This window comes from Parafrankia sp. Ea1.12, from assembly GCF_900465275.1.
In the GTDB taxonomy this organism is placed as follows: Bacteria; Actinomycetota; Actinomycetes; order Frankiales; family Frankiaceae; genus Parafrankia; species Parafrankia soli.
Genome location: NZ_UBIZ01000502.1, coordinates 40,699 through 53,379, shown reverse-complemented (window position 1 = coordinate 53,379; position 12,681 = coordinate 40,699). Strand labels below are relative to the sequence as shown.

Below are 12,681 nucleotides of genomic sequence, written 5' to 3'. Positions count from 1 at the left end.
ACCGACTACTGGCTGTCCACCCTGCCCGAGGGCACCCCACTACGGCACCTCGTCCGCCTCGCGAAGATCCGCTGGCGGATCGAACACGACTACCGCGAACTCAAAGACGGCCTCGGCCTCGACCACTTCGAAGGACGCACCTTCACCGGCTGGCACCACCACGTCACCCTCGTCAGCATCGCCCAAGCCGTCTGCACCCAGCTCCGCCGCGACCCAAAAGTCCCTGCGCCGGCCTGACCCTCTACGGAGTCCTCCGCACCCTCCAGGCCCTGCTCGCCGTCTGGACCGGCGCCTGCCCCACCTGCCAGCGACCCTTCAACCACACACCTCCCGTAACCGTTCACCCGCCAGGAGTCACCTAACGAAGTCCTACTAGCCCAGCTCCCGGAGGTCGACTACGTCGTCCTCACCGCGGGCACGTTCGACATCCTGATCGAGCTCGTGGCCGAGGACGACGAACACCTGCTGTCCCTCATCAACGACCACATCCGTGCGCTTCCGCAGGTCAGGGAGACGGAGACCTTCGTCTACCTGCGACTGGTCAAACAGACCTACACCTGGGGCGCTCGATGACCGAAAACGTCGGCGCCACGACAACCCTTGCCACCGGGCAACCATGAAGAGCCAACAGGAGTCCAACCTTTCGCTAAGACTGGTTGATTCCGGCTCGATCGATGAGGAGACCGTGACTACTCCGACGGCTGAAGTCGCCGGCTTCTCAGGCGGCTTGCGCCGCTTGAAGGGCCAGCCCGACCCTGAGGATGTTGACGGCGGCGTTCACGTCGGCGTGCGCGGTGTGCCCACAGCCACCGCAGGTGAACACGGCTTGTGCTCTGCGGTTGTCGGCGTGACAGTGCCCGCAGACCGCGCAGGTGCGGGACGTGTTGGCGGGTGGCACCTCGACGACTGTCCGTCCGGCGCTTTCAGCCTTGGCGCGCAGTACGGCGAGGAACACCCCCCATCCCGCATCGAGAATGCTCTTGTTCAGCCCGGCTTTCGCCGCCTGTCCGTTGGGCAGGAACGTCCCGGGCCGCTCCGGGTCGGGTCTCGCAGCCACCCGACGGGTCATGTTCGCGACCCTGAGCGCCTCCACCGCGATCAGGTCGTGGTCGCGGACCAGATCCAGGGCAGTCTTGTGGGCGAGGTCGAGGCGCTGGCGGCGCACCGTCCCGTGCAGCGCCGCGACTTTCGCGACGGCCTTGCGGCGCCGGGCAGCTCCGCGTTTCCTCCTCGCCAGCTCCCGCTGCGCACGGGCCAGCCGCCCGGCCGCCGCCGCCAGGTAGCGAGGGTTACCGACATGGCGGCCCTCAGACGTGGTGGCCAACGACGCCACCCCCATGTCCACCCCGGTCACCACCCCGGTCGGCGCAAGCGGCCGGGCGGGCACGTCATCGCAGGACAGGACCACGTACCAGCGGCCCCCCTCACGCTTGACACCGATGGTCTTGACGGTGCCCTGCACGGGCCGGTGCTGGTTGACCTTGACGTGGCCAACGCCCTGAAGCCTCACTCGGGTCTGGGTCGGGTGACCGGGCTGGGAGTCCCAGCGGCAGCCGTCCCCGCCCTTCGGCCACTCGACCGTGTCAAACCAGTGGGCTCCCTTGAACCGCGGGTAGCCCGGCTTCTCCCCAGCCCTGACCCTGCGGAAAAACGCGGCGAACGCCTTGTCAAGCCGGCGCAGGGTGGCCTGCTGCGAGGAGAACGACCAGCGGGCATGATCCGGATCGGCCGCGCGGATCTCCGTGAGCTGGGCGGACTGGTCGCCGTAACGCACCGTCGTCGCGCTCGGATGACGGTAGGCGTCACGGCGTTCCTGCAAGGCGGCGTTGTACAGCGCCCGGTGGTCCTCGACCATCGCGGTCAGCGCAACCGCCTGCCGGACGGTCGGGCGGAGCTGAAACCTGAAGGTCCGTCTCACCGCGCACGCTCCCTGCGCCACGGCCGCTCGTACTGGGTGTCGATGTACCGGCGGATCCTGTCCGCGGACACCACACCGACGGTGGCCACGACATACGGCCCTGACCACAGGGTGGGAAGCCGGGAACGCACGTGCGGGAACTCCTCACGCAGCACATGCGAGGAGAAGCCCTTGAGCTGGTTGGCGACATACGACGGGGAGTGCTTCGGGTGGGCTTGAACGAACAGACGCACATGGTCGGGCATGACGTCCAGCGCTCCAACGATCCAGCCGTGTTCGGCGCGCTTCTCACGAACCAGCACGTCACAGCGGTCACGAACAGGCCCGGTCAGCACAGGACGCCGGTACTTCGGGCACCACACGACGTGATACCCCAGGTCGCAGACGCCACCCGCGCCCACCGCCACCTGCCGACCCACAAAACGATCATACAAGCGCGACCCATCCATCACGGTCGCGTCCCGTACCCGATACCCCTGACGCCTGAAGGCGTCAGCCCCCTCAGGGATCGCTGATGGCGCTCGTCCACCATGACCCGCGGGACGGCATCCTGATCACGAAGATCGGGCAGGCGGAGATCACCGTCCGGCCGGAGCCCCCCGCGAGCACCGGCGCCGCGCCGGTCGTCCTGCTGCGGGTCGACGCCCCCATGCTGGACAGCCTGGCCGCGGCGTACCTCGACCCCGACGAGGCCCGCTCGCTGGCCCGGGCGCTGCTGCGGGCAGCCGACCAGCTCCGGCCGGCCAGCCCCTGGCGCACTCCGGAGCGCCCGACCGGCTGAGCCACGCCGCTCCTCCGACCACCGCTTCGGTGATAATTCAGGTGCGAGAATCGGAAGTCCTTGTCACGCTTCCGGGGTGACGATCACGTCCTCCCGCACGGCCGACACGTCCCGCCCCGCGGCGAGCCCGGTCGCCGCGCCAGGCTCGGCGGCGGGCCGCAGCCCGCACGCCGGCCTGCGCTCCTACCTCGCGCACCTGATGACCTTCCGGTGGCGGGCGGCGGCGGTGCTGTGCGTGTTCGTCCTCGCGAACGTGCTGCTCGCCGTCGTACCGATCTTCGTGGGCCGGTTCGTGGCCGCACTCGCCGCCGTACCGGTCGACACCGGTGCCGCCTACCAGGCCGCCGCGCTGCTGATCTGCTGCGGGATCGGCCACGACCTGTCCTGGCGCAGCGGTGAGCTGCTGTGGGTGCGGCTGATCCTCGCCCGCGGCTACGACTACGAGAACCTCGTCTTCGACAAGGTGATCACGCAGCCCTACCCGTACTTCGTCGGCGCCTTCACCGGAAAGATCAGCAGCTACGTCGGCACGCTCGGCCGGGAGTACCGCGAGTTCCTCAGCGCGGTGTACTGGGAGTTCTGCGAACAGCTGGTCAGGGTGCCGGCGCTCGCGGTGATCATGTTCACCGTGAACGTCCCGACCGGCTGCGCGTTCACCGTGTCGCTGCTGATGATGCTCGCGCTGGGGCGGCTGACGATCTCGCGGGTCGCCGCCGAGGAGCGCAACACCGCCGACACCGCCTCCGACCTGGACGGCCGGATCATCGATGTGATCGCGAACTTCGTCGCGGTGAAGTCCTTCGGCCGCGAAGGCGCCGAATCCGCGCGGGTGCGCGCCGAGCGCCGGGGCGTCCTGCGGGCGGCGACGGGGTCCTACCGGTGGAACATCGTGTACTTCGCGTCGATGAGCCTGGTCGTGCGCTACCTCGTCGGACCCGGGACGATCCTGCTGAACCTGCACCTCTTCCTGGCCGGCGATCTCACCCTGGCGCAGCTGACCACCTTCCTGGCCGCCCTCGCGGTCTTCTCTGACTACATCTGGAACACGGTCTGGCTGGTCTCACAGCTGAATCTGCGATTCGCCCGGGTCGAGGAGGCCTACCACTACCTGTTCGGCGGCCGCGACATCGTCCGGGAGGACCGGCACCAACAGCCCACCGCACACGGACGGCCTGCCGCCCTCGAACGACCCGACGTCCACGGAGCATCGCAGCTCCACAGGGCGACCCAGCTTCCCGGGCCGGTCGGCTACACCCGGTCGCTCGGCATCCACGATCTGCGCTTCGCCTACCCGGACGAACCCGGGCGCCCGGTGCTCGACGGCATCACCCTGGAGATCGCCCGGAACGAGAAGGTCGGGATCGTCGGCCAGAGCGGCAGCGGGAAGTCGACCCTGCTGAAGCTCCTGCTCGGCTACTACCCGCTGCCCGCCGGGACTCTGACCCTCGACGGCACCCCGATCGACGACCGCCAGCTGGCCGGCCTGATCTCCTACGTCCCGCAGGACGTCACCCTGTTCCACCGCTCGATCCGGGACAACATCGTCTACGGCAGCGCCGCCGGGGTGACCGACGAGCAGGTCATCACGGCCGCGCGCCGCGCCCACGCCCACGAGTTCGTCAGCCGCACCGGTCAGGGGTACGACACCCTGGTCGGCGAGCGGGGCATCCGGCTCTCGACCGGGCAGCGTCAGCGGATCGCGCTGGCGCGCGCGTTCCTCGGTGACGCGCCCATCCTCATCCTGGACGAGGCGACCAGCGCGCTCGACAGTGAGAGCGAACGGCTCGTTCAGGACGCCCTGGAGGATCTGTGGGCCACCCGGACGGTGATCGCCATCGCGCACCGGCTGTCGACCCTGCTGACCATGGACCGGATCGTCGTCCTGGACGGCGGGCGGATCGCCGAGCAGGGCACGCATGAGGCCCTGCTCGAGCTGGGCGGGCGGTATGACCGGCTGTGGCGCCGCCAGAGCGGCGGGTTCGTCGCGGTCGACTGACCGTCGCAGTCAACTGACCAGGACCGGCGGCGGCCAAAGCCGACGGCCGGGAGAATCCCACCCAAACGCCGCCCAGTGGTCGATGGCCGACCGGCCGGGTCGGTTCCGCATCGGAAATACCCGCATAAAGAAATTCCCCCGAGAGAGTGACTCTCTCGGGGGAATTTCTTCTTTGTAGCGGGGGCAGGATTTGAACCTGCGACCTCTGGGTTATGAGCCCAGCGAGCTACCGAGCTGCTCCACCCCGCGTCGGTGTGTGTCTTTACTATACAGGGACGCGGAGCCCGGATGTCAAACGAGCGGGGAAGGAATTTTCCGTCCGCTCGCCGGGCGCCCGGGAGACCCCGGGCGCCCGGTCTGGCTCAGCCGGGATGCGCGGTCCGCGCGACGGCCGGGCGGACCGCCGGTGGGTTCTCTGCGACGGCCGGCCGCACCGGTGGGCCCGGGTCCCCCGCCCCGTCCATGGCGGCGGGCGCGGCGGCTGGCGCCGCGCGGGTCGTCGAGGCGGGCGCCGCGGTGGCCGTCGTCGCCGGCGGTGTCGTCGGTGCCGTCGCCGGCGGTGCCGTCGTCGGCGCCGGGGTCGTCGGTGACAGCTGGCGCAGCCTGTCCAACGCCGCCTGGAGGTCCGTCTGGGCCTTGCCGTAGGCGGCGAAGTCCGGCGGGTTCTTGCCGAGAGCGTCCTGGCCCGCCTGGTAGGCGCGTTCGGCTTCGGCGACGGCGCCCGCCAGATCCCCGGCCGGCGGTGCCGACGGCGTGGGGCTCGACGGCGTCGGAGACGGCGTCCCCGGTTCGGTGCCCGTGGAGGGCGCGGCCGAGGTGCCCGCCCCGGCCGCGGACGCACCGGCCCCGGCCCCGAAGACGGCGTCCAACGCCTCCGCGAGCGAGGAGCCGAACCCGATCCGTTCACCGAAGGCCGCCGCCACCCCCTGCAGGGTCGGATACCCCGTCGCCCCGCGGGCCTGGACGTAGTACGGCTCCACGTAGAGCAGCCCGCCGGCCACGGGCAGCGTCAACAGGTTGCCCTCGATCGTCTGTGAGCCCGCACCGCGCCAGAGGTTGAGCTGCCGGACGACGTCGCCGTTCGACTCGATGGCGGCCTGCACCTGGACAGGACCGTTGATCGTGTCGCCCGGCGGCAGCTGCAGCAGGGTGAACTGGCCGTAGTTGTCCGGATCCATCGAGACGGCCATGTAGGCCGCGAGCTTGGACGACCGTGCCGAGATCAGCGGCGAGGTCAGGTTGTAGGACGGTTCCTTGCGCCCGGGGAGCTGGCTGTAGACGTAGAACGGCGGCTGCGGCTCGCGGGTGTCGTCCGGGGACTCGGAGACCGTCCAGAAGTCCTCCTGGGAGTAGAAGTCCCGCGGGTTGGAGACGTGGTACTGCCCGAGGAGGTCCCGCTGGACCTTGAACATGTCCTCCGGGTAGCGGAAGTGCTCCATCAGCGCCGGCGGGATGTCGGCCTTGGGACGCACCGTGTCGGGGAAGGCCTTCATCCAGGTCCGCAGCACCGGGTCCTGCTCGTCCCAGGCGTAGAGCGTCACCGTGCCGTTGTAGGCGTCGACGGTCGCCTTCACCGAGTTCCGGATGTAGTTGACCTGGTTCTCCGGCTGCTGGGTGCGGTTGCGGCTCTGGGTGGTCACGGCGTCGGCGGTGACGTCACCGAAGGTCCGCCGGGCCGAGTAGGGGTAGCCGTCCGAGGTGGTGTAGCCGTCGAGGATCCAGGTGACCCGCCCGTCGACCACCGCCGGGTAGGGGTCGCCGTCCAGGGTGAGCCAGGGGGCCACCTTGCTGACCCGGTCCCGGGGGTTGCGCTCGTAGAGGATGCGCGACTGGCCGGTGATGTCGCCGGAGAGCAGGATGTTCGGCTCCCCGAAGCGCAGCGCGAACAGCGCCTGCCGGAAGGTCGAGCCGACGGAGACGCCGCCGTCGCCGGTGTAGCTGGTCGTGAGCTGGGTGTCGTTCGGCCCCGGGCCGTCGATCTCCGCCTGGCGGGTGCCGACGATCGAGTACTGCGGGGACATCTCACCGAAGTAGATCCGGCTCTCGGTGACGCCGAAGTCGCCGGTCTCCGGCAGATTGCGCTCGGTGAACGCGGGGCGGCCCTCATCGGCGGTGTTGGACGGCGCCGCGACGAAGCCCCGCCCGTGGGTGTAGGTCAGGTGCTGGTTGATCCAGTTCCGCTGGTCCTCGCCGAGGCCGTCCTGGTTGAGCTCACGGACGGACACCACATAGTCCCGGGTCGTGGTCTTCCCGTCCGCGGTCGTGGTGTAGCGGTCGACGTCGAGGGTCTGTGGGAACCCGTAGTAACCGCGGATCTGCTGGAGCTGCTGGAACGTGGTGGACAGCTTGCTCGGGTCGAGCAGGCGGATGTTCGGGACGGTGCCCTTGTCGTCGGCTATCTGCTGCGCCGTCGCGCCCGTGGTCGCCGGATACGGGACCGGTCTGACGTCCTGGATGTCGTACGCGGACCTGGTCGCGGCTATGTTGCGCGCGATGTAGGGCTCCTCGCGCGACGCCTCGTTCGGCCGGACCTGGAACTGCTGGACGATCGCCGGGTAGATCCCGCCGATGACCACCGAGGACAGCACGAGGATGCCGGCACCGAGCAACGGCAGCGTCCAGCCCCGCTGGAAGATGTTGTAGATGAACAGCACGGCGCAGGCCAGCGAGATGAACAGCAGGATGAGCTTCGCCGGCAGCACCGCGTGGACGTCGGTGTAGGACGCTCCGGTCGACACGCCCCGGGCCGAGAACACCAGGCCGAAGCGGTCCAGGTAGTAGGCCCACGCCTTGAGTAGCGCGACCAGCCCGAGCAGCACGGAGATGTGCGCCTTCGCCGCCGGGGCCACCCGCTCGCCGGCGGACTGCAGCCGGATTCCGCCGAACAGGTAGTGGGTGAGCACCGCGACCAGCAGCGAGAGCATGACCGCGGTGAGCAGGAAGGCAAGCAGGAAGCGCTGGAACGGATAGCTGAAGGTGTAGTAGCTGATGTCCCGGCCGAACTGGGCGTCGGTCTGACCGAACGGCTCGCTGTTGATCCACAGCAGCCAGGTCCGCCAGCGCCCGGACGCCGACAGCCCCGCGATCAGCCCGAACAGGGTCGAGACCGCCAGCAGGACGAGCAGCATGTACGGTTCGATCGCAACGCGGTACCGCTCAAGGTTCTGCTGCTCGGTCGAGAGAGGCCGGATGGGCGGCCGCAGCTTGTAGGCGAGTACTATGTTCGTTCCCACCGCAATTGCCATGACCGCACCGAAGAGCACGAACAGAAGTATTCGTGTGAATACGACGGTGCCGAAGACGTTGCTGAAGTCCACCGAGCGGTAGAACAGAAGATCTGTGTAGAGGCGAGTGAAGACGCCGAGAAACACCACGAGCAGGACCAGAATGACCAGCACCGGCACAAGCAGGCGTGTGCGTGTCAGCAGCGGTCTGCGACTGGTTCCTGCCACAAGCTCCTCCGTCCGTTCCGGGCGCGGGTCGAGTGCCCGCCTTCAGGGCAACCTACGCCAGCCGAGTGTGGCTAGATCCGAGAGGATGGGTCGGTGACCAGTCCGAGCATCACCGAGTTGACCTCCGTCGTCCTGGAGGTCGAACGCCACGTCGCCGAGCTGGGCTGGGACCAGCCCAGCCAGGTCTACGCCCTCGCGGACACATCCGAGCTGCTGATGCGCGAACCGGGCCTCGCCCCCCACATCGGCGACGCCCCGCCAGGATCCCTAACGCCGGTGGAACAGGAACCGCTCCCGGCCGGGCGGCTCGACGAAGTCCTGTCCGGCATCGGCTGGCCGCCCGAGGTTCTCGGCTGCGTCCTGGTCACCGAGCTCGTCGTGCTGCCGCCCAGTGCCGAGGCCGAGGTGCCCTACGACGAGCGCGACATCGAGCACTGGGCCGCCAACCACCCGGAGCGCCAGGACGTCCGGCTCGCGGTCGGGGTGACCCGCGCCGGCATGCATGCCTCGTGCCTGCGGGTGCGCGGCGACGACGAGCTGGTCATCGACCCCGACCTCGCCGACAACCTCGTCGACGGCCTGCTCGAGACGTTCCGGTAGAGCCGCACCCAGGAAACCCGGAGGGGGCGGGTGGCCTCGGGGCCGCCCGCCCCCTCGCCGCTCCCGCTACACGGCCGTCCCCACATGCTGCCGTCCCTGGCAGCTGTCCCTGCTCCGCTGCGTTGCCAGCGCCTACCGAGCCGGCGTTCGTGCTACGCCGCAGAGCAGGTGGGCACGTTGGTGGCGTCGGGCTTGGCCCGCAGGGTGTTGAGCGCGTCCAGGGCTCCCGACAGGTTCGTCACCTGGACAAGCCGCAGGTCGGTGTTCATCCGGACGGCGTCCGCGCAGTTGCCCTTCGGGACCAGGAAGACCGAGGCGCCGGCCCGCTGCGCGCCGAGGATCTTCTGCTGGATGCCCCCGATGGGGCCGACCTCTCCGGCGGCGTCGATGGTTCCGGTGCCGGCGACCGTCTTCCCGCCGGTCAGCTCGCCGGGGGTGAGCAGGTCGACGATGCCCAGCGCGAACATCAGGCCGGCGCTGGGCCCGCCGATGTCGGAGATCCGAATACGGACGGTAAACGGGTACGACCGTTTCTCCGTCGTCGTCACCCCGATCATCGGCCGCGTCGGATCGTCCGTCGCCGGTTTGGTGGTGATCCGCCCGGTGCCGGCGGTGCCGTCCCGCCGGTAGGCGACCTCGACCACCTCACCGGGCTTCACCCGGCCGATCTGCTCCCGCAGGCCGTCCTGACCGGTGATGGCGACGCCGCCGACGGAGGTGATGACGTCACCGGCACGCAGCAGGCCCTGGGCCGGCGAGTCGGACAGCACCTCGTGGACGACGACCTCTGCCCCGGTCGGGGCGATGCCGAGCTCGCTCAACGCGGCCGCGGTCGCCTGGTCCTGGGAGTCGATCATCGCCTGGGTGTTCTCCTGCCGGATCTGCTCCTGGCTGGAGCCCGGCGGACGGACCAGCTCGCTGGGCACAACGGCCCGGTCGGAGGCGAACCAGTCCTGCAGGGCGCCGAGCAGGTTCAGCCGGGGCGTCTCCTCGACGGTGGTCAGCTCGAGGCTGCCGGCCGTCGGGTAGGTCCTGCGGCCGTCGATCTCGATCAGCGGCGCCCCGTCGACCTTACCGAGAGTGTCGGTAACCGGACCGGGCGCAAAGGTCACAAAAGGCACCGGCAGCCACAGGCCCGCGACGGCGAGGATCAGCGTCAGCACCGACGCAACGAAGAGTGTCTGCGCGCGGCGGCCCATTCCCGCAGTCTACGTAGATCGCCGCCGGCAGTTCGGATGACCGCCCGCCGACCGGCCCACCTGCCGGCCGCCCCGGCCGGGCGGCACCAGGGCACCACTCGGCCGGGAGGGACCGGTCAGGCGTCGGCCGGACGGGCCAGGTCGCGGGAATCGCGGGAATCGCGGCCCTGCTCGCCGTCCGCCGGGTCGGGCTCGCTGCCAGCGGGCCGTGCCGACGGGACGGAGACGGGCATCATGGTCACCGAGGGTGACACCTTGGCAGTAGTGGCCTCACGCGCGGACGGGATGGGGCGGGCGAGGGCAGCCATGCTCCGGCGGTAACCCTCGACGGTGATCATGGCTTCGGAGGTGCGGTCGGGTCGGCTGCGCAGGGTGAACCAGGCAAGAGCCAGGAGCACCGCGACAGGTGGGATCAGCAGGAACCACATGGCGGCCTCGACGTCGAGACGGGGGAAGGAAGATGACCAATATCTATCCTAGGTGCCCCGCTCAGCAGGCGCCTACCCATTCTGTCGCGCCATCGGCGAATGCCTGGCGCTTCCAGATGGGCACCTGCTCCTTCACGTCGTCGATGAGGCGCCGGCAGGCCTCCAGCGCCTCCGCGCGGTGCACGGCGCCAGCGGCCACGACGACCGCGATGTCCCCGATCGCCAGCCGACCCGTCCGGTGAAGCACTGCTATGGCGTGAACGCCCAGCTCAGCGGCCACATCGCCGGCCACCCGGGCCAGCTCGCCGGCGGCTCGGGGATGCGCGCTGTACTCGAGGTCCACCACCGACCTGCCATGATCATGATCGCGGACGGTGCCGATGAAGAGACCGATTCCACCAACCTCCGGCAACCGCACGGCAGCCAGGCATTCGTCGACAGAGAGCGGCAATTCACGCATCTCCGCAAGAACGACGACACCCCTGGCCACACCGTCGACAACGGGCACCGGATCCGAGCAGGTCACATCCACCCCCCGACGGTAACGCCCGGCCGACTCCGTTTCACCGGTCGGCCGGAAAACGCACTACCGTGGGTTCATGTCCCTACGGCACGCCCACAGGCCCCACCCATGAGCGGCGGCGGCTTCCCCTTCGGCTTCGGCCCCACTCCGGGTGGCGACCCGGAGCGCCCCGCTGGCGGGGCCCCGTTCTTCGCCGAGCTCGAACGGCTGCTCTCCTGGCAGGGCGGTCCGGTCAACTGGGAGCTCGCCCGCCAGGTGGCGGTGCGGACTCTGGGCAGCGACGACCGCGCGGTGCGGGCCACCGAGACCGGTGAGGTCGAGAAGGCGCTGCGCATCGCCGACGTGTGGCTCGACCCGATGACCGCGCTGCCGGCCGGCGCGACCACCGCCTCGGCATGGTCCCGCGAGCAGTGGATCGAGGCCACGCTGCCCGTCTGGCGGACGCTGTGCGACCCGGTGGCGGGCAAGGTCGTCGAGGCCATGCGCACCGGGATCTCGTCCGGCCTGAGCCAGCTCGGCGGCGGCGACCTGCCGCCCGAGCTCGCGGGCGCGCTGCCGCCCGGCGTCGACCTCGGCCGGCTGATGGGCGCCGGCGGGCCAGTCGTGCAGATGATGAACCAGGTCGGCGGCATGCTCTTCGGCGCGCAGGTCGGCCAGGCCATCGGCAGCCTGGCGGCCGAGGTGGTCAGCTCGACGGAGGTCGGGCTGCCGCTGGGCCCCGCGGGCACGGCCGCCCTGCTCCCGGCGAACGTGGCCGCCTTCGGGCAGGGTCTGGGCGTCGAGGACGAAGAGGTCCGCATCTACCTGGCGCTGCGCGAGGCGGCGTCGAACCGGCTGTACGCGCACGTCCCCTGGCTGCGGGCGCACGTGCTGGGCGCGGTCGAGGAGTACGCGCGTGGCATCGCCGTCGACCCGGAGGCGGTCGGCCGCGTGATGCGGATGATCGACCCCACCGCGCTGATGAACCCCGAGCGGCTCACCGAGGCACTCGGGGAAGATGTCTTCGCCGACGCGGACACCCCCGAGCAGAAGGCGGCACTGGCCCGCCTGGAGCTGATCCTGGCGCTGATCGAGGGCTGGGTGGACCACGTCGCGGACACCGCCGCGTCCCAGCACCTGCCGTCCGCGGCGAAGCTGCGCGAGATGGTCCGTCGGCGCCGCGCCGAGGGCGGCCCGGGAGAGCAGATCTTCTCGACCCTCGTCGGCCTGTCGCTGCGCCCGCGCCGGCTGCGCGAGGCCGCCGCGCTGTGGGAGGCGTTGCGCGAGGCCCGCGGGCACGACGGGCGGGACGCGGTATGGGCGCATCCGGACCTGTTGCCCGGCGGGGAGGACCTCGCGGACCCGTCCGCGTTCGTCTCCGGCGCCGGGGCGGGCTCCGACGTCGACATCATGGCGGAAATCGAGAAACTCGACGACACGGCGCCCGGAGAAGACACTCCGCCGGCCTCGGGTGACTCGCCTTCCTGACCTCGGCGCTCCCGACCCAGCGTGACATGCACGGGTCTGAGGACCACACGAATTGACCGGCAAGGCGAATCAGTCGTAGCTTGACCTCGCGGCCCCCGGGTATGCGAGGCGCCTCCGGAAGGGGAAGCCGGAGGCTCCACGTTCCACCCGGGGGTTCGTCTTCCTCACCCGCCGACCCGCGCCCGGCGTTGCGTGCCTCGCACCCGGCGTACTGTGCCCGCCCGTGGCGGCTGCCGCCGTTGCGCTGCACCCCTGTGATCGTTGGCGCCCGCGATCGTCGGTGCCCGCCATCCGTTGCGGCCATCACTCCCGCGACT

Annotated in this window: 11 protein-coding genes, 1 tRNA gene and 1 pseudogene; 6 read left to right on the top strand and 7 right to left on the bottom strand. The window is 70.1% G+C overall.

All coding sequences use genetic code 11. The features are described 5' to 3' along the window. Positions 1-237, top strand: a 237-nt coding sequence (locus FMEAI12_RS29685) for a transposase (protein ID WP_146776790.1), incomplete at its 5' end; no start/stop codon positions are given. A 135-nt stretch (positions 238-372) separates the two neighbouring features. Further along, a pseudogene (locus FMEAI12_RS29680) lies at positions 373-573 on the top strand (Lrp/AsnC family transcriptional regulator); the annotation flags it as partial. A 145-nt stretch (positions 574-718) separates the two neighbouring features. On the opposite strand, the gene FMEAI12_RS29675 reads toward FMEAI12_RS29680, so the two are convergent. Further along, positions 719-1,918 carry an RNA-guided endonuclease TnpB family protein gene (locus tag FMEAI12_RS29675; RefSeq protein ID WP_112108637.1) on the bottom strand — a complete coding sequence of 400 codons (1,200 nt, stop codon included), beginning with the start codon at positions 1,916-1,918 and terminating at the stop codon, positions 719-721. Next, positions 1,915-2,337 carry an IS200/IS605 family transposase gene (gene tnpA, locus FMEAI12_RS29670; RefSeq protein WP_112108629.1) on the bottom strand — a complete coding sequence of 141 codons (423 nt, stop codon included), beginning with the start codon at positions 2,335-2,337 and terminating at the stop codon, positions 1,915-1,917. Before tnpA ends, FMEAI12_RS29675 begins: the two co-directional genes overlap by 4 nt. 95 nt (positions 2,338-2,432) lie before the next feature. Here tnpA and FMEAI12_RS29665 point away from each other — a divergent pair, with 95 nt between their 5' ends. Then, the gene (locus tag FMEAI12_RS29665; RefSeq protein ID WP_041253688.1) at positions 2,433-2,699 is read left to right on the top strand and encodes a hypothetical protein; all 267 of its coding nucleotides are present in this window, start codon (positions 2,433-2,435) and stop codon (positions 2,697-2,699) included. Between the two features lie 76 nt (positions 2,700-2,775). Then, entirely contained in the window at positions 2,776-4,695 is a 1,920-nt protein-coding gene (locus FMEAI12_RS29660; RefSeq protein ID WP_112108628.1) for an ABC transporter ATP-binding protein, read from the top strand. A gap of 175 nt (positions 4,696-4,870) precedes the next feature. Here FMEAI12_RS29660 and FMEAI12_RS29655 read toward each other — a convergent pair. Both FMEAI12_RS29655 and FMEAI12_RS29650 read right to left on the bottom strand, forming a co-directional pair. Further along, positions 4,871-4,944, bottom strand: a tRNA-Met gene (locus FMEAI12_RS29655). Positions 4,945-5,057: 113 nt separating this feature from the next. After that, positions 5,058-8,147: a UPF0182 family protein gene (locus tag FMEAI12_RS29650; protein WP_112108627.1), complete on the bottom strand. Its 3,090-nt coding sequence runs from the start codon at positions 8,145-8,147 to the stop codon at positions 5,058-5,060. Between the two features lie 93 nt (positions 8,148-8,240). Here FMEAI12_RS29650 and FMEAI12_RS29645 point away from each other — a divergent pair, with 93 nt between their 5' ends. Then, positions 8,241-8,747, top strand: a complete 507-nt coding sequence (locus FMEAI12_RS29645) for a PPA1309 family protein (RefSeq protein WP_018502257.1) — start codon at positions 8,241-8,243, stop codon at positions 8,745-8,747. A gap of 152 nt (positions 8,748-8,899) precedes the next feature. Here FMEAI12_RS29645 and FMEAI12_RS29640 read toward each other — a convergent pair whose 3' ends face one another. The 3 genes from FMEAI12_RS29640 to FMEAI12_RS29630 all read right to left on the bottom strand — a co-directional run bounded on the left by FMEAI12_RS29640 (position 8,900) and on the right by FMEAI12_RS29630 (position 10,906). Next, a complete protein-coding gene (locus tag FMEAI12_RS29640; protein WP_112108626.1) occupies positions 8,900-9,946 on the bottom strand; it encodes a PDZ domain-containing protein in 1,047 nt (348 codons plus the stop codon). Between the two features lie 116 nt (positions 9,947-10,062). Then, positions 10,063-10,374: a hypothetical protein gene (locus FMEAI12_RS29635; RefSeq protein WP_112108625.1), complete on the bottom strand. Its 312-nt coding sequence runs from the start codon at positions 10,372-10,374 to the stop codon at positions 10,063-10,065. Positions 10,375-10,435: 61 nt separating this feature from the next. Continuing rightward, the gene (locus tag FMEAI12_RS29630) at positions 10,436-10,906 is read right to left on the bottom strand and encodes a molybdenum cofactor biosynthesis protein MoaE (RefSeq protein ID WP_112108624.1); all 471 of its coding nucleotides are present in this window, start codon (positions 10,904-10,906) and stop codon (positions 10,436-10,438) included. A gap of 99 nt (positions 10,907-11,005) precedes the next feature. On the opposite strand from FMEAI12_RS29630, the gene FMEAI12_RS29625 reads away from it, so the two are divergent. Then, on the top strand, positions 11,006-12,364 hold the full coding sequence (locus tag FMEAI12_RS29625; RefSeq protein ID WP_112108623.1) for a zinc-dependent metalloprotease: 1,359 nt from the start codon (positions 11,006-11,008) through the stop codon (positions 12,362-12,364). Positions 12,365-12,681: the final 317 nt, after the last annotated feature.